General features: G+C 66.3%; 16 protein-coding genes. 10 read left to right on the top strand and 6 right to left on the bottom strand.

All coding sequences use genetic code 11. The features are described 5' to 3' along the window. Positions 1-66: 66 nt before the first annotated feature. Positions 67-996: a LysR family transcriptional regulator gene (locus tag V2B31_RS15065; RefSeq protein WP_328279949.1), complete on the bottom strand. Its 930-nt coding sequence runs from the start codon at positions 994-996 to the stop codon at positions 67-69. Positions 997-1,113: 117 nt separating this feature from the next. On the opposite strand from V2B31_RS15065, the gene V2B31_RS15060 reads away from it, so the two are divergent. The 8 genes from V2B31_RS15060 to V2B31_RS15025 all read left to right on the top strand — a co-directional run bounded on the left by V2B31_RS15060 (position 1,114) and on the right by V2B31_RS15025 (position 8,898). Next, complete coding sequence (locus tag V2B31_RS15060; protein ID WP_328279947.1) at positions 1,114-1,812, top strand: pirin family protein; 699 nt, start codon at positions 1,114-1,116, stop codon at positions 1,810-1,812. A gap of 165 nt (positions 1,813-1,977) precedes the next feature. Next, positions 1,978-2,589 carry a MucR family transcriptional regulator gene (locus V2B31_RS15055; RefSeq protein ID WP_328279945.1) on the top strand — a complete coding sequence of 204 codons (612 nt, stop codon included), beginning with the start codon at positions 1,978-1,980 and terminating at the stop codon, positions 2,587-2,589. Positions 2,590-2,705: 116 nt separating this feature from the next. After that, positions 2,706-3,110, top strand: a complete 405-nt coding sequence (locus tag V2B31_RS15050) for a Zn-ribbon domain-containing OB-fold protein (protein ID WP_328279943.1) — start codon at positions 2,706-2,708, stop codon at positions 3,108-3,110. A 5-nt stretch (positions 3,111-3,115) separates the two neighbouring features. Next, positions 3,116-4,261: a thiolase family protein gene (locus V2B31_RS15045; protein WP_328279941.1), complete on the top strand. Its 1,146-nt coding sequence runs from the start codon at positions 3,116-3,118 to the stop codon at positions 4,259-4,261. Beyond that, complete coding sequence (locus V2B31_RS15040; protein ID WP_328279938.1) at positions 4,262-5,470, top strand: acyl-CoA dehydrogenase family protein; 1,209 nt, start codon at positions 4,262-4,264, stop codon at positions 5,468-5,470. Between the two features lie 25 nt (positions 5,471-5,495). Then, positions 5,496-6,458 carry a thiamine pyrophosphate-dependent dehydrogenase E1 component subunit alpha gene (locus tag V2B31_RS15035; RefSeq protein WP_328279936.1) on the top strand — a complete coding sequence of 321 codons (963 nt, stop codon included), beginning with the start codon at positions 5,496-5,498 and terminating at the stop codon, positions 6,456-6,458. Positions 6,459-6,475: 17 nt separating this feature from the next. Next, on the top strand, positions 6,476-7,492 hold the full coding sequence (locus V2B31_RS15030) for an alpha-ketoacid dehydrogenase subunit beta (protein ID WP_328279933.1): 1,017 nt from the start codon (positions 6,476-6,478) through the stop codon (positions 7,490-7,492). Between the two features lie 5 nt (positions 7,493-7,497). Further along, positions 7,498-8,898 (top strand): dihydrolipoamide acetyltransferase family protein, encoded by a 1,401-nt coding sequence (locus tag V2B31_RS15025; protein WP_328279929.1) that lies wholly within the window; start codon positions 7,498-7,500, stop codon positions 8,896-8,898. 104 nt (positions 8,899-9,002) lie between these two features. Here the strand turns inward: V2B31_RS15025 and V2B31_RS15020 are convergent, their stop codons facing one another. The 4 genes from V2B31_RS15020 to V2B31_RS15005 form a co-directional block, all read right to left on the bottom strand. Continuing rightward, positions 9,003-9,797, bottom strand: coding sequence for a sugar phosphate isomerase/epimerase family protein (locus tag V2B31_RS15020; protein ID WP_328279926.1), 795 nt, complete (start codon positions 9,795-9,797; stop codon positions 9,003-9,005). Positions 9,798-9,804: 7 nt separating this feature from the next. Further along, on the bottom strand, positions 9,805-10,605 hold the full coding sequence (locus V2B31_RS15015) for an SDR family NAD(P)-dependent oxidoreductase (RefSeq protein ID WP_328279924.1): 801 nt from the start codon (positions 10,603-10,605) through the stop codon (positions 9,805-9,807). Next, positions 10,605-11,375: an SDR family NAD(P)-dependent oxidoreductase gene (locus V2B31_RS15010; RefSeq protein ID WP_328279921.1), complete on the bottom strand. Its 771-nt coding sequence runs from the start codon at positions 11,373-11,375 to the stop codon at positions 10,605-10,607. Before V2B31_RS15010 ends, V2B31_RS15015 begins: the two co-directional genes overlap by 1 nt. Positions 11,376-11,442: 67 nt before the next feature. Continuing rightward, complete coding sequence (locus tag V2B31_RS15005) at positions 11,443-12,147, bottom strand: TetR/AcrR family transcriptional regulator (RefSeq protein WP_328279918.1); 705 nt, start codon at positions 12,145-12,147, stop codon at positions 11,443-11,445. Positions 12,148-12,239: 92 nt separating this feature from the next. Between V2B31_RS15005 and V2B31_RS15000 the strand changes: the two genes are divergently transcribed. Beyond that, on the top strand, positions 12,240-13,559 hold the full coding sequence (locus V2B31_RS15000; RefSeq protein ID WP_328279914.1) for an aromatic ring-hydroxylating oxygenase subunit alpha: 1,320 nt from the start codon (positions 12,240-12,242) through the stop codon (positions 13,557-13,559). On the opposite strand, the gene V2B31_RS14995 is transcribed toward V2B31_RS15000, so the two are convergent. After that, positions 13,550-14,353 (bottom strand): ThuA domain-containing protein, encoded by an 804-nt coding sequence (locus tag V2B31_RS14995; RefSeq protein ID WP_328279912.1) that lies wholly within the window; start codon positions 14,351-14,353, stop codon positions 13,550-13,552. The two genes, V2B31_RS15000 and V2B31_RS14995, sit on opposite strands and share 10 nt — an antisense overlap. Before the next feature lie 74 nt (positions 14,354-14,427). Here V2B31_RS14995 and V2B31_RS14990 point away from each other — a divergent pair, with 74 nt between their 5' ends. After that, complete coding sequence (locus tag V2B31_RS14990; protein WP_328279910.1) at positions 14,428-15,438, top strand: NADP-dependent oxidoreductase; 1,011 nt, start codon at positions 14,428-14,430, stop codon at positions 15,436-15,438. The last annotated feature ends 2 nt before the right edge of the window (positions 15,439-15,440 follow it).

Raw genomic sequence — 15,440 nt, 5'->3', positions numbered from 1 at the left:
CGCCCGCGAGGGCGGAACTGGACCCCGGCCTGCGCCGGGGAACAAGGATATGGGGGCAGCCGCGCGCTACACGTCGCCCATGCCGTCCAGTTCCCGGTCGTCCGCGCCCAGCGCGACGAACTGGTCGAGCAGCCAGCGCGCGGCCGGGCCGGGTGGAGTATCGCGGCGCCAAATGCCCGAAAAGCGATAGGTGCCGCCCGCATGATCGGGCATGGCGAGCCGCACCAATGTACCGGCGACAAGGTCCGGCTCGATCATCGGCAGCGGCATATTGCCCCACCCCACGCCTTCGCGCAGCAGCGCATGTTTCGCGCCGAGATCGGCCAGCCGCCAGGTTTTGGGGCTGGTGACCGAATAATCCCGGCCTTCGGTGAAGCGCGAGCGGTCCGAGAGGACGAGCTGGATATGATCGCGCCCGGCGCCCGGCGGGATGCTGCTCATGCGGCCGAGCGGATGGTCAGGCGCGGCGACCGGAACCATCGGCACCGATCCCGCAAGGCGGCAGTCGATCCCCTCCACCCCCGCCGATAGCGGGCCGGACAGGCCGACCACCGCCTTGCGGTCCAGCACCATGGCGGTGATCGCGCCCAATGCCTCCATATGGAGGCGCAGTTGCACTGTCGGGAATTCGGTGGCGAAGCGGCGCAGAACTCGGCCGAGGCGATCGGCCGGGAGCATCACGTCGACAGCGAGATCGACCTCCGCCTCCAGCCCGTCGAGCAACCCCTTCACCTTGGCGCGGAGGCCATCGATGCCATGCGCGATGCTGCGCGCTTCGGCCAGCAAGGCGCGGCCGGCGACGGTAAGGACCGGCTTTCTCGTCCCCTCCCGCTCGAACAGGGTAAGGCCAAGCTGCGCCTCCAGATTGGCGATGCCGTAGCTGATGACCGAAACCGCGCGGTTGAGCTTGCGCCCCGCGCCGGCGAAGCTGCCGGTATCGACGATGGTGAGGAAGATGCGGAGCTGGTCGAAGGTCGGGGTGCCGGGATTATTCACTATTCGATTTCCTGGAACGTTTCGACCGATTTTATCTCTCTGAACAGGAAAGCGCGCAACCCCTAAATGGGTCGGCAAGCGGGCGGCCTCCGCCGCCCCAGCAAAGGAGATGTCATCATGATCGAACTTCGTCCCTTCGACAGCCTGGGCGGCGAAAACCATGGCTGGCTCGACGCCAAGCATCATTTTTCCTTCGCCGGCTATCATGATCCCAAGCGGATGCACTGGGGCAATCTGCGCGTGTGGAACGACGACACGATTGCGCCGCAGACCGGCTTTCCGCCGCACCCGCATCGCGACATGGAGATCATCACCTATGTCCGCGAAGGCGCGATCACGCATCAGGACAGCCTGGGCAACAAGGGCCGCACCGAGGCGGGCGACGTGCAGGTGATGAGTGCGGGGACCGGCATTCGCCATTCGGAATATAATCTGGAGGATGTGACGACCAAGATCTTCCAGATCTGGATCATCCCCACCCGCGACGGCGAAGCGCCGAGCTGGGGCGCGCGTCCCTTCCCCAAGGGCGAGCGGGCGGGCCAGTTCGTGACGCTGGCGTCGGGCTATGACAATGACAATGATGCGCTGCCGATCCGCACCGACGCGCGGGTGGTGGCGGCCACGCTGAAGGCCGGGGAAACCGCCGACTATCCGATCGGGCGGGATCGCAAGGCCTATCTGGTGCCGGCGACCGGCGCGATCGAAATCGACGATGTGCGGATCAATGCGCGCGATGGCGCGGCGATCAGCGATATGGAAGTCATCCGCGTCAGGGCGATCGAGGATAGCGAGATCGTTCTGGTCGATGCCGCCTGAGTTGTAAAAGAAGACCCGTCCTGCGGGACGGGTCTTCGATATTGCGCGGTCAAGATAAGCGTTACATCTTAACCTGTGCGCTTATTGCCGATATCGAATAGCAATTTACAAAGATGACAGAACAGTTCAGACAGTGCGCCTCTTCCATATGAGGGGTCGTAAGACATGGCAGATAATGAGACCGCTGACGTAACCACTTTGACCGTCCAGCTTCTAAGCGCCTTCGTGTCCAATAATACGGTATCCAGCGAATCGCTTGCAGACCTTATCAAGTCGACGCGGGCAGCCTTGACGGATGACATAAGTGCTCCCGCCCCGCCGGCCGAGCCCGAGCATGTTCCCGCCGTGTCGATCCGCAAAAGCCTGGCGTCGGACCAGCATATTATCAGCCTGATCGACGGCAAACCCTATAAGACATTGAAGCGGCATCTGTCCTCTCATGGGTTGAGCGAGAAGGAATATCGGGAGCGCTATGGCCTTCCCGCTTCCTATCCCATGGTTGCGCCCGCCTATTCGGCGGCACGACGCGCCGTAGCCGAGCGGCTGGGACTGGGGCGCAAGCGCACCGGCGGGACGAACAGCGCCGCGGCTGCGCCAGCTGAGGAAAGCCCGCCCAAGCGCGGACGCGGCCGCCCAAAAGCCGCGCCCAAGGCGGAGGCCGCGCCCAAAGGCGCGCGCCGGAAGCTGACGATCGCGACAACCGATCAGGCGGCCGAGAAGCCGAAGCGCGGCCGGCGCAAGGCCGCCGCGCCGAGCGAGGCCGAGCCGGTCGCCTGATAGCCGGGAAGGGGCCGCGATCCGCCCCTCCCCGCAACGAACCTATGCTTTCTTACAGAAGCCATGAGGGCCGCGCCTTCCCATAGTCGAAACCGACGAGAGGGAGAGCGCGGCCCATGGGGCAAGTTGTCGATATCGCCGAAGGATTGTTCGTCGCCGAGCCGCGCCCGGCGCTGATCGGCGGGCGGCATCGCGATAGCGGCGAGGTGCGCTTCCCCTGCCCCGCCGGCAATCCCGCTTATGAGCCGGTCATGCTGCCGCACCGTGGCAAGCTCTGGTCCTGGACGGTGCAGCGCTTCCGCCCCAAGACCCCGCCCTATGCCGGGCCGGCGGACTTCACTCCCTTCGCGCTCGGCTATGTCGAGTTGCCCGACGCCGTGATCGTGGAAGCCCCGTTCGTCGATGTCGAGTTCGACGCGCTGCATATCGGGATGGAGATGGAGACGGTGCTCGTGCCGCTCACCACCGATGGCGAAGGACGCAGCGTGCGCAGCTTCGCCTTCCGCCCGGTGCAGGAGTAAGCGCGATGGCGGACGTGTTCATCGTGGGTATCGGTATCCATCCGTTCGGCCGGACCGAGGGGCTTTCGGGATTGCAGCAGGGGGCGTTCGCGATCGCGCAGGCGCTGGCCGAGGTCGGGCTGGAATGGCGCGACCTGCAATTCGGCTTCGGCGGATCGGACAGCGCGGGCGGCGCGGACACGATCGTCAACGAGATGGGGCTGACCGGCATCCCGATCATCAATGTCCGCAATGGCTGCGCGACCGGCGGATCGTCGCTGATCGGGGCGTGGCAGGGGATCGCGTCGGGCCAATATGACCTCGGCGTCGCCTTCGGCTATGACAAGCATCCGCGCGGCGCGTTCAACGCCATGCCGGCCGAATATAGCCTGCCCGACTGGTATGGCGAAGTCGGCATGATGGTGACGACGCAGTTTTTCGCCATGAAGCTGCAACGCTATATGGCGCAGCATGGCATTACGCCGACGGCGCTGGGGCGGGTGGCGCAGAAGGCGTTCGACAATGGTGTCCATGCGCCCCACGCCTGGCGGCGCAGCCCGGTCGATCTGGAGACGATCCTCACCAGCCAGATGATTTCCGATCCGCTCACCAAATATATGTTTTGTTCGCCCGCCGAGGGCGGCGTGGCGCTGATCCTGGCGAGCGAGAAGAAGGCGCGGCAATTGGGCCGGGCAAACATCCGCATCAAGGCGGCGGTGACACGGACCCGCCCGCCCGGATCGTTCGAGGTGTTTTCGCCGAGCCTATCGATCGAGCGCGGCGGCGCGCCGACTTTGCTGGCGTCGGCGGCGGCGTTCGAGATGGCGGGGATCGGGCCGGAGGATATCGACGTCGCGCAGTTGCAGGACACCGAGTCCGGCGCGGAGATCATGCATATGGCCGAAAACGGCTTCTGCAAGGATGGCGAGCAGGAGGAGTGGTTGGCGGAGGGCTGGAGCCGGATCGACGGGCGGCTGCCGATTAACACCGATGGCGGCTGTCTCGCCTGCGGGGAGCCGATCGGCGCGTCGGGGCTGCGGCAGGTTTACGAGAATGTCGTGCAGCTGCGCGGGACGGGCGGGGGGCGGCAGGCGCCGGGCGCGCCGCGCGTCGGATATACCCATGTCTATGGCGCGCCCGGCATTTCCGGCGTCACCATATTGGAACGATAGATGGACCTGCATTTCACCCCCGAGGACGAAGCCTTCCGGCAGGAGGTCCGCGCTTTCCTCGACGCGCATCTGCCCGACCCTTTGCGCAAGGGCATGGCGGCGACGCCGGGCGTGTTCGTGGAACCCGATATCGGGCAGGAGTGGCAGCATATCCTGCACGAGAAGGGCTGGCTGGCCTATAACTGGCCAGTCGAGTGCGGCGGCACCGGATGGACGCCGGTGCAGCGCTATATTTTCGAGAAGGAATGCGCGCTCGCCAACGCCCCGAGCCTGCCGGTGCTGAGTCTGAAACTGCTCGGCCCGGTGCTTTGCCGCTTCGGGACGGCGGCGCAGAAGGCGCGGCTCCTGCCCCGCATCCTCGACGGCAGCGACTATTGGTGCCAGGGCTTTTCCGAGCCGGGATCGGGATCGGACCTCGCCAGCCTCAAAAGCCGGGCGGAGCGGCGCGGCGACCATTATGTCATCAACGGGCGCAAGCTGTGGACGACCCATGCGCACCATGCGAACAAGATATTCTGCCTGGTCCGCACCGACGCACAGGCCAAGGCGCAGGCCGGGATCAGCTTCATCCTGGTCGACATGGACCAGCCGGGCGTCGAGGTGCGGCCGATCCGGGGCCTCGCCGGCGACCATGAGGTCAACGAAGTCTATCTGGACGAGGTGATCGCGCCGCTCGACAATCTGGTGGGCGAGGAAGGCATGGGATGGACCATCGCCAAATTCCTGCTGGAGAATGAGCGCGGCGGGGCGTGCCACGCGCCCAAGCTGCTGTCCGACATCGCCAAGCTGCGCGCGTGCGCGGCGGGCGAGCCGGACGGGCATGGCGGGACTATGGCCGACGACCTGAGTTTCATGGCCGACCTGGCCCGGATCGAGTTGACGGCGCAGGCGCTGGAGATGACCGAACTGCGGGTGCTGGCCGAAATGGCGAAGGGGTTGCCGCCGGGACCGCAGACGTCGCTGTCGAAGATGATCGCCTCCACGCTGCGCCAGCAGGTCGACGCGATGGCGGTGCGGCTTTACGGCTATGCGGGGCTGGAGCTGGAGCCGCGGCGGCCGCTCTATGGGGCTGACGCGCCGCCGCCGCGCCATGGCAAGGGCGCGCAGATCGCCGCGCCGCGCTACCTCAACAGTCTCGCCTGGACGATTTTCGGTGGTACGAACGAAGTCCAGCGCACCATCATCGCCAAGACCGTGCTGGGCCTCTAACGCGCCGGCCAGACAGGAGAGAGAGATGCAACTCAGCCGAGAAGCCCTAATCCGGGCCTATCGCCAGATGAAGACGATCCGCCTGTTCGAGGAGCGTCTGCACGACGAGATCGCGCTGGGCGAGATTGCCGGCTTCACCCATCTCTACGCCGGGCAGGAAGCCTGCGCCGTCGGGGTGTGCGAGCATCTGGGGCCGACCGACTATATCATCTCCACCCATCGCGGCCATGGCCATTGCATCGCCAAGGGGTGCGACGTGGTGGCGATGATGAAGGAGATTTACGGATCGCGCGACGGCCTGTGCAAGGGCAAGGGCGGCTCGATGCATATCGCCGATATGGGCGTGGGGATGCTGGGGGCGAACGGCATCGTCGGCGCGGGCGCGCCGATCGCGGTGGGCGCGGGGATCAGCGCCAAGAGCAACGGGACGGTCTCGATCGCTTTTTCGGGTGACGGGGCGTGCAACCAGGGCACGACATTTGAAGCCATGAACATGGCCGTCGTGCTGAAGCTGCCGGTGATCTTCGTGTTCGAGAATAATCATTATTCCGAGCATACCGGCGAAGCCTATGCCGTGGGCGCGGAGAGCATGACGGCGCGATCAGCCGCGTTCGGGATGAAGGCGGTCAAGGCGAACGGGATCGACTTCTTCGACGTGTATCAGACGATCGGCGAGCTGATCGAATACTGCAAGGCGGGCAACGGCCCGGCCTCGATCGAGCTGGATTGCGAGCGCTTCTACGGCCATTTCGAGGGCGATCCGCAGCGCTATCGCGGCGAGGGCGAGCTGGACCGCATTCGCGAGGAACGCGATTGCCTCAAGACATTCCGCACCAAGGTGACCGAGGCGAAGCTGCTCGACGGCGAAGCGCTGGACGCGGTGGACGCGGAGGTGACGGCGCTGATCGAGCGGGCGGTGGCCGAGTCCAAAGCCGCGCCCAAACCGACAGCGCAGGACGTCCTGGAAGACGTCTATATCAGCTACTGACGCCGGGAGGATCGGACATGGCCAAGAAAATGATCCGCGACGTCATTCGCGACACGATCGACGAGGAAATGGCGCGCGACGAGAATGTCATCATGCTGGGCGAGGACATCGTCGGCGGCAATGGCGCGCCGGGCGGGCCGGAGGCGATCGGCGGCATATGGGGCACGTCGGGCGGGCTATGGGCCAAATATGGCCCCGACCGGGTGATCGACACGCCGATCAGCGAAAGCGCGATCATCGGCGCGGCGGCGGGCGCGGCGCTGACCGGCAAGCGCGCCATCGCCGAGATCATGTTCGCCGACTTCATCGGCGTGTGCATGGACCAGATCTGGAACCAGGTCGCCAAGTTCCGCTACATGTTCGGGGGCAAGTCCAAATGCCCGGTGGTGATCCGCATGCCCTATGGCGGCGGTTACAATGCCGCGCCGCAGCACAGCCAGTCGATCCACCAGTTCGTGACCGCGATGCCGGGGTTGAAGGTGGTGATGCCGTCCACCCCGGCGGACACCAAGGGGCTGCTGACCCAGGCGATTCGCGACGATGATCCGGTCATCTTCCTGGAGCATAAATTCCTCTATGCGGTGAGCGGCGAAGTGCCTGACGGCGAATATCTCATCCCCTTCGGCCATGCGCGGCAGGTGACGCAGGGCGACGATGTGACCATCCTCGCTACGGGCATGATGGTCGCGCGGGCCGAGCAGGCGGCGCGGGAGCTGGCGCAGGATGGCATTGGCTGCGACCTCATTGACCTGCGCACCACGAGCCCGCTCGATGAGGAGGCGATCCTCGACAGCGTCGAGCGGACCGGGCGGCTGCTGATCGTCGATGAAGCGCCGCCGCGCTGCTCCTTCGCCACCGACCTGTCGGCGCTGGTGGCGCAGAAGGCGTTTGCGTCGCTGAAAGCGCCGATCGAGATGGTGACGGCGCCGCACAGCCCGGTGCCCTTCGCGCGCGAGCTGGAGGCGGCCTATCTGCCCTCGCCCGAGAAGATCATGGCCGGCGCGGTCAAGCTCATGTCCTGGCGGCGGGGGTGAGCGCGATGAGCAATTTGCGCGCATTCGCCATGCCCAAATGGGGCATCGAGATGACCGAGGGGGTGGTCGCCGAATGGAAGGTGCGCGAGGGCGCGCCGTTCAGGAAGGGCGACCTGCTGGCGCTGATCGAGACGGCCAAGATCACCAACGAGGTGGAAGCGGAAGCGGACGGCCAGTTCGCGCGGCTGATTGCGCAGGAGGGCGAAACCTATGCGGTCGGCGACCTGATCGCCGTGCTGGCCGGGCCGGAGGACAAGCCGGCGGACAGCGAAGTGGAGAGCTTCATCGCGGGGTATAAGCCGGGCGCGGCGAAGCCGGCGGCGGCTCCCGCGCCGGCTGTTGTGGAAGCGGCGCCCAGGGTCGCGGTGGCGCAGGACGCGCTTATCAGCCCGGCGGCGCGCGCCTTCGCCGAGGCGAATGGCGTGGACGTGAGCGGTATCGCGGGGTCCGGGCCGGGCGGGCGCATCACCTTCCAGGATGTGCAGCAGGCGAGCCTGCCGCCGGTGGCGGTGGGCGGGCTAGCGGTGGACATCACGCCGGTTGGCGCGGCGTTGGGCGAGCTGTTCGCCAGCCCGCTCGCCAAGCGGCTGGCGGTGCAGCATGGCGTCGACCTGAGCGGGGTCAGCGGCACCGGGCCGAAAGGGCGCATCTGCAAGGCCGACGTGCTGGCGCTGGTCAAGGCGCCGGCACCCGAGCCAGCGGTTTCGTTTGCACCGCCGGCGGCGGGCGCGGCGGAGGTCGTGCGCATGTCGCCGATGCGCAAGGCGATCGCCAGGGCGCTGAGCCACAGCAAGGCGACGATTCCGCATTTCTACTTGCGGTCGAAGGTCAGGATCGACGCGATTTTGGGGCTGCGCGCGCAGGCCAAGGCGGCGACGGGCGAAGCGCCGAGCATCAACGACTATATCGTGCGCGCCTGTGCGCTCGCGCTGGCGCGGCATCCCGACGTCAATGTGCAGGTGCATGGGGAGGAGATACACCGCTTCGCCAGCGCCGATATCGCGGTGGCGGTGGCGACCGACAAAGGGCTTATCACCCCGATCGTCAGGGGCGCGGATCGCCTTTCCGTCGCAGCAGTTTCCCGCGAGGTGAAGGCGTTGGCGGAGAAGGCGCGCGCCGGCCGTTTGCAGGCGGAAGAGTTTCAGGGCGGAAGCTTTTCGGTCAGCAACCTTGGCATGTACGGCATCGACCAGTTCGACGCGATCATCAATCCGCCGCAGGGCGCGATATTGGCGGTCGGCGCGGGGGTGCGCGAGCCGGTGGAGATCGGCAACGCGCTCGCCTTCGCGACGATCGTCAAACTGTCGCTCTCCTGCGATCATCGCGCGATCGACGGGGCGGTGGGCGCGGACTTCATGCGGACGCTTAAGGGGTTGATTGAGGAGCCGGCGCTGCTGACGGGGTGAGCCGAATGTAGGTTGCGCTTAACTTGTAGCTTCTTGTTGCCCGGCGCAGGCCGGGGAACGCCATGTTGCACCCAGCCCCGACCAATAGACTTCAATATGCCTGCTCAGCCTTGGCGGGCAAGCCATTCGGATGAGGTGCGATACAGACGGGCGGCGCGGGCGTGGAGGTCTGGCCAACCGTCGCGCAGCGCCTTCGAGCGTTCCTCGACCGCGATCGGAAGATGATCCGGCAAGGCGGCGAGTAGGGAGCCGAGGGGCAGGCTACCCTCGCCCAGGGCAACGCGGCCGTCGATCGCTTCGGTGAGGATCGCTTGCGGATCGGCGGGGTCTGCGCCGGGCATGGGCGCGTCGCAGAGCTGGACATAGCTCAGCCAATGCGGGGGCAAGGCGGCGATGTCCGCCAGCGTGCCGCCCGATCGGGTCCAGTGGAGCGCGTCGATGAGGAGCGCCATGGCGGGATGATCGATATCGCGCAGGATCGCGCTGGCCTGTCCGATGGTTTTGACTTCGGTGAACAGGCCGAATTCGAGATTGATGCGGATCGCATTGCCGGCGCGATCGGCGAGGCGGGCGAGCTTGGCGGCGGTGGCGGCGGAATCGGGATCGCTGCTGACGCAGAGCAGGTTGCGCGCGCCAAGCTCCAGCGCGATGTCGAGAATATGGTCGTGCGCCGGATCGGGCGGGCCGGGCTTGATCCAGACGACTTCGGCGTCGAGCAGCTTCAGGCCGGTCGCGGCGAGCGCGGCACGAACGGCGCGGGTCGTGGCGGCGGTCCAGTCGGCGGGCTCGATCCACATGCCGCCATAGTCGAAGCCGGCCGCCGCCGCACATTCGACCAGATCGACGGGGGACGCTTCGGGCATGATGCCCGACGCCATGGCGAGCGGGCGGCGGGCCATGGCGGACTTAGCCCTGCCGCGCCATGGCAGCGGCGACGGACGCCTCGATATCCGCCTTGGTCGGATTGCCGCGCAGGGTGAGGCCGCCATTCACCTGAAGATTTTCGCCGGTCATGAAACATTCGTCGCTCGCCAGCCAGACGCAGGCGGCGGCGATGTCCTGCGGCGTGCCGTAGCGGCCGAGCGGATAGCCCTTGACGAAAGCGTCCAGGACGCCGGGGACGGCAGCGGCTTGCGCCGTCATCGGGGTTTCGGTGACGCCGGGCGAGATGCTGTTGATGCGGATCCCGAGGTGACCGAACTGGTTGGCGACGCTGCGGACGAGATGGTCGGTGCCGGCCTTGGTCGCCATATAGGCATCATGATCGTGGAACATGATGGTAGCGGTTGCCGAGCTGATCTGGATGATCGATCCGCCCCCCTGATCGCCCATGACCGGGATCAGCGCCTGGAGGAAATGGAAGGGGCCGCGCAGTTGCAGCGCGATCATCGCGTCCAGTTCCTCCGGCGTCGTGTCGAGGAAGGGTTTGAGCAGGCCCCAGCCGGTCGCGTTGACGGCGATGTCGATGCCGCCGAGGCGCTGCGCGGTGTCGACGACCATGGCGTCGATCGACCCCTTGTCTGAGAAATCACAATAAACCGCGATGCCGCCTTCCTGCGCGACGAAGGCGTCGAGCACATCGCGCTTGCGGCCGGCGACGGCGACCTCAGCCCCTTCGGCAAGGAAACGGCGGGCGATCGCCTGCCCCATATTGTCCTTGCCCGCCGCACCGACGACGAGCGCGCGCTTGCCCGCCAGCCGGGCCATCAGACGAACTCCTCCGCGCGGGGCGTTCGCCGGAGCGACTGGCCGGCGGTGATGTCGATGACCTGGCCGGTGATGAAGGCCTCGTCACTGGCGAGCCAGAGGGCGGCGTTGGCGATGTCCCCGATCGTCGAGAAGCGGCCGAGCGGGATTTCCTTGAGGAAGGCGCGCTTGACCGCGTCCATCGCGAACCAGCCTGCGGTCATGGCGCTCTCGGTGAAGCCCGGTGCGATGCTATTGACGCGGATGTTGCGGGCGCCAAGCTCATTGGCGGCAACGCGGACCAGCATGTCGGCCCCGGCCTTGGACGCGGCATAGGCGGAGAGATCGGGCGCTTGCACCAGCGCGGTGAGCGAGGACGCGGTGATGATCGAGCCGCCCTGCGCCATGGCGAGCGCCATCTGCTTGATGAAGAGCGCGGTGCCGACGAAATGCACCTCGGCCGCCTGGCGGAAGGTGTCGGCGCTGGTTTCGAGCAAGGGGCCGCCCGATTCGACGCCGGCATAGTTGACCGCGATGTCGAGCCGGCCGTGGCGGTCGATCGCTGTTTGCGCGAGGGCGGCGAGCTGGTCCTCCTGCGTGATGTCGCAGGCTTGCGCGGTCGCATCGAGGGAGGCAGCGACGCCCGCCACGGCGTCCGCGCGGCGGGCGGCGAGGATCAGCTGCGCGCCTTCGGCCGCGAAACGGCGCGCCGTCGCCGCGCCCATGCTCTGCGGGTTGGACGCGCCCACTATCACCGCCACCTTGCCGTCGAGCCGTCCCGCCATCGCCATACTCTCCCGTTATCGCGCGGTAGAGTAAGGCGGTGGGCCGCTGCGCCAAACTCGGCTTTCTGTCAGGTCAGTCGGCCGCGCCCAGCCCCAGAAAGCCGGCGGCGAAGAAGGGGACCATGCGGTCGGCCATCGTATCGAGGTCCGACGAGTGGAGCGCGCCGCCCGATTGACGGTCGAGCATCCCGCTTTCGACCAATATGTGGGTGGTCGCGGCCTGAAAGAAGAAGAAGCCCCATTGCACGTCGAGCTTTTCCATTTCGGGGTGGAGCAGCCCAAGCGCCTCGACAAAATCATGGATCACATGGTCATAATGGGTGCGGAAGGGGGAGACATATTCCTCCTCCTGCGGGTGGTTGGCGACGAAGGCGAGCAGGCGGACATAGTTTTTCCAGCCCGGGCCGCCGCGCAGCGCGCGATCGACGATGGTGGCAATGAGGGCGCGAAGGATCGCCTCGCGCCGGACGCGGCGGCTGCCTTCGACCGATTTCGCTTCTGCCAATGCCGCTTCGATCCGGGCGGCATGATCGGCGGCGCGGCGTTCGATGACGGCGCTGAACAGGCTTTCCTTCGACCCGAAATGATAATGGGTCAGCGCAAGCTGCACGCCCGCCTCCGCCGCGATCTCGCGCAGCGACACGCCGTAGAAGCCGCGCCAGGAGAAGAGCATTTCGGCGGCGTCGAGGATGCGGGTTCCGGTCTCCGGTGCGCGGCGGCGATCGGCCTTGGGGCGCTTCGGCCGGCTACCTGTGACTTCTGATAGGTTGGTTTCCATGGGGCTGCCGACTGTGGCGGAGTTGTTGACTCCCCGCAAGCGCATGGTAGTTTTTGGTCGATCGTTCAAACAAAATTCTGCCGGAGAGGGCTATGAGCGTCGAGACTTTCATGAGCCGCCACATTGCGGACTATGACCCGCCGGTGCGGGGCGATCCCATCACTGGCGAGCGTTATTATTCCAGGCGCTGGGCCGACGCCGAGTGGGACAAGGTGTGGACGAAGGTGTGGCATGTCGGCGGGATGGCCGCCGACCTCATCGATACCGGCGATTATCTGACGCATAATCTGGGGCGCGAATCGATCGTGATGCTGAAGCAGGCGGACGGCTCCGTCCGCGCCTTCTACAATGCGTGCCTGCATCGCGGATACCGCCTGGCCTGGACCGAGGTGGGCGGCGCGCCGCAACTGGTGTGCGGCTATCATGGCTGGCGCTACGACCCCGACGGCACGCTGGCGCAGGTGCAGGATCCCGAGGATTTCCCCGGCGGCAATCCGTGCGGCAAGCATCGGCTGACCGAGATTGGCTGCGAGGTGTGGGGCGGGTTCGTGTGGTTCAACATGGACCGTGACGCGCCACCGCTGCGCGACTGGCTGGGCGCGGCGGTGCATGATCGCCTCGCGCAATGGCAGATGGAGAAGATGACCCGCGTCTATGCGGTGACATCCGACGTTCCGTGCAACTGGAAGATCGTGCGCGACAATTTCAACGAAAGCTATCATCTGCCGACGCTCCACCCGGAGATCAAGACAGTCATCAACGACCAACTCGCCGACTGCGACTTCGCGATCTTTGCCGAGACCGGGCATAATATGATGCGGATGCCGGGATTGCAGCCGTCCGCCCGCTATCCGACGCATCAGGTGCTGGACCTGCCGCTGGCGCAGGCGCTGGAATATTGGGAGCTGGACCCCACAGCCTATGAGGGCAACGCCATGGCGGCGCGCGCAGCGATCGCGGCGCAGAAGCGGAAGCTCGGCGCGCAGAAGGGCTATGCCCATTATGACGGGATGGGCGACACCGAGATCGTCGATTATTTTCACTTCACCCTGTGGCCCAACATCACCTTCACCATGTGGCCGGACGGGGTACAGCTGCTGCGGTCGGAGCCGCATCCGACCGACCCGGAGCGCTGCATTTTCGACCATTGGTTCATGGCGCATCCGATCGGCGATACAGGCGTGGTGATCGGCCCCAATGGGCCGACGCCGCTGGAGCCGGTGGACCGGGAGCATATCGTCTTCGGCGAGAAATCGCTGGGCGTCGTCGCCGACCAGGATCTGTCGGTGGCGACGGGGCAGCAGCTTGGTCTCCATTCGCGCGGCTTTCGCGGCGGCATCCTGTCCAACCAGGAGAAGCGGGTTCAGTTCTTCCACGAAAAGCTGAACGACGTCTGCGGCATTCACGACTGACGCGCGACCCAGAAGAGCGCGTTGCGGATGAGGCGGCGATAGTCGGGCTGGTCATAGGCCGATGGGCCGTCGCCGGGCTGGAGATAGACGAGGCGGGCGCTGAGCGCCTGCTTCGCCCAGCCGATAAGGTCGCTGCCGGGCGCATGATCCCAGCCGTCATTGCAGTGCATGCGCCCGGCAAGCGCGTGCTGCGGGCTGAAGAAGCGATCGGCGGTAAAGGGCGCGACGGCGCGCAGCAGCGGGGTCACGTCCTCCTCGAATATCTGCGCCAGATAGAGTTCGTCGCGCATGGGCAAGCGGGCCGGGATGCCGGCCATGACCGGATGATCGGGCGCGACGTTGATGGCGTCATAGGCGATGTCATGCGCATAACCGCTGTCGGGGCAAGGGCGTCCGCGTACCTCCGCCGGCGTGTAGAGGAAGCGGCCGCCGAGCCAGTCGGCATAATCGGGCCAGTCGGGCCAGCCGGCGAGGGCATGGTGGAGCGCCACGACGCCTGTGCCCTGCTCCAGCAGCGCGCGCAGTCCTGCTTTCAGCTCCGGCGGTGGCGACACGATGCCCGGCCGGTCGGTCGCATGCGCGAAATCGAGGCCAGGCATGTCGTAGAGCAGCAGCGCGTCGAACCCGCGCATCCCGTCCGGGTTCATGAGGCGGGCGGCGGCGGGCTGGTCCACCATGGTGGCGCTGACCCCTTCCATCGCCTGAAATATGGCGTCGAAGGCGCTGCGGTCGAACGGATGGCCGCGCACCGATACGAGGACGTTGAGCCGGGCATGGTGGTGGATGACGGGCATGAGCCTCTCCTTTTCGCCAGTGTGCAGCCGGGGCGTTTCGCGGCCAACTGCGAGAAATGAAAGGGAGAGGCCCGATGACCATGAACCGCCGCTTCATCCTGGCCGCGCGGCCGCAGGGCTTGCCCCAAGAGAGCGACTTCCGGCTGGTGGACGAGCCGGTGCCGGCGATCGGCGAGAGCGAGTTTCTGGTGCGCAACCATTATGCCTCGATCGATCCGGCGATCCGGGGCTGGCTGGAACCGGGGGGCAATTATATGCCGCCGGTGCCGATCGGCGATGCGGTGCGCGCGTCCACCATCGGCGTGGTCGAGGAGAGCCGCAACCCGCGCTTTGCGCCGGGTCAATGGGTGATGGGGTTGAACAAGATCGAGCATGTCTCGGTCGGGCGGGGCGACGGCTTCACCCATCCGGTCGATGTGAGCGCTGTCCCCTCCCCCACCGCCTATCTGTCGGTCGCGGGCGCGGTGGGGCTGACCGCCTGGTTTGGGGTCGAGGATGTGATGCAGCCGCGCACCGGGCAGACATTGCTGGTGAGCGGGGCGGCGGGCGCGGTCGGGTCGCTGGTCGGACAGCTCGCCAGGCGGCGCGGCGTGCGGACGGTGGGCATTGCCGGGGGGCCGGCCAAATGCGCGAAGCTGATCGAGCGCTACGGCTATGACGCGGCGATCGACTATCGCGGCAAGGATGCCGACGCGCTGGCCGAAGCGATCGGACAGGCGGCGCCGGATGGGGTCGATTTCGTCTATGAGAATGTCGGGGGCATCTGCCTCGACGCGGCGCTGATGCGGATCAATCCGGGCGCGCTGGTGGTGATATGCGGGCTGATTTCGGAATATAATGGCGCGCCCTATGGCACCCGCAATGTCTGGCAACTGCTGGTCAAGACAGCGACGATGCGGGGCTATCTCATCAGCCAATATGTCGATCGCTTCCCCGAGGGCACGCGCGCCATGGCCGCGCTCGCGAACGAAGGCGCGATCGTCTATGACGAGCATGTCGAGGAAGGGATCGAGCGCGCGCTGCCGGCGATGCTGCGGCTGTTCGACGGCAGCAACGAGGGGAAGATGATCCTGAAGCTGGTGTGAGG

Source organism: Sphingobium sp., assembly GCF_036170395.1.
Classification (GTDB): Bacteria; Pseudomonadota; Alphaproteobacteria; order Sphingomonadales; family Sphingomonadaceae; genus Sphingobium.
The sequence above is the reverse complement of the archived record's forward strand: the minus strand, read 5'-3'. Positions and strand labels throughout refer to the sequence as shown.

What these genes read in the sequence shown, in the direction of transcription:
- V2B31_RS15000 (WP_328279914.1), top strand. Translation starts at nt 12,240, where the DNA reads ATGAGCGTCGAGACTTTCATGAGCCGCCACATTGCGGACTATGACCCG.
- V2B31_RS15045 (WP_328279941.1), top strand. Translation starts at nt 3,116, where the DNA reads ATGGCGGACGTGTTCATCGTGGGTATCGGTATCCATCCGTTCGGCCGG.
- V2B31_RS15010 (WP_328279921.1), bottom strand. Translation starts at nt 11,375, where the DNA reads ATGGCGATGGCGGGACGGCTCGACGGCAAGGTGGCGGTGATAGTGGGC.
- V2B31_RS14995 (WP_328279912.1), bottom strand. Translation starts at nt 14,353, where the DNA reads ATGCCCGTCATCCACCACCATGCCCGGCTCAACGTCCTCGTATCGGTG.
- V2B31_RS15020 (WP_328279926.1), bottom strand. Translation starts at nt 9,797, where the DNA reads ATGGCCCGCCGCCCGCTCGCCATGGCGTCGGGCATCATGCCCGAAGCG.
- V2B31_RS15005 (WP_328279918.1), bottom strand. Translation starts at nt 12,147, where the DNA reads ATGGAAACCAACCTATCAGAAGTCACAGGTAGCCGGCCGAAGCGCCCC.
- V2B31_RS15060 (WP_328279947.1), top strand. Translation starts at nt 1,114, where the DNA reads ATGATCGAACTTCGTCCCTTCGACAGCCTGGGCGGCGAAAACCATGGC.
- V2B31_RS14990 (WP_328279910.1), top strand. Translation starts at nt 14,428, where the DNA reads ATGACCATGAACCGCCGCTTCATCCTGGCCGCGCGGCCGCAGGGCTTG.
- V2B31_RS15030 (WP_328279933.1), top strand. Translation starts at nt 6,476, where the DNA reads ATGGCCAAGAAAATGATCCGCGACGTCATTCGCGACACGATCGACGAG.
- V2B31_RS15025 (WP_328279929.1), top strand. Translation starts at nt 7,498, where the DNA reads ATGAGCAATTTGCGCGCATTCGCCATGCCCAAATGGGGCATCGAGATG.
- V2B31_RS15035 (WP_328279936.1), top strand. Translation starts at nt 5,496, where the DNA reads ATGCAACTCAGCCGAGAAGCCCTAATCCGGGCCTATCGCCAGATGAAG.
- V2B31_RS15050 (WP_328279943.1), top strand. Translation starts at nt 2,706, where the DNA reads ATGGGGCAAGTTGTCGATATCGCCGAAGGATTGTTCGTCGCCGAGCCG.
- V2B31_RS15055 (WP_328279945.1), top strand. Translation starts at nt 1,978, where the DNA reads ATGGCAGATAATGAGACCGCTGACGTAACCACTTTGACCGTCCAGCTT.
- V2B31_RS15015 (WP_328279924.1), bottom strand. Translation starts at nt 10,605, where the DNA reads ATGGCCCGGCTGGCGGGCAAGCGCGCGCTCGTCGTCGGTGCGGCGGGC.
- V2B31_RS15040 (WP_328279938.1), top strand. Translation starts at nt 4,262, where the DNA reads ATGGACCTGCATTTCACCCCCGAGGACGAAGCCTTCCGGCAGGAGGTC.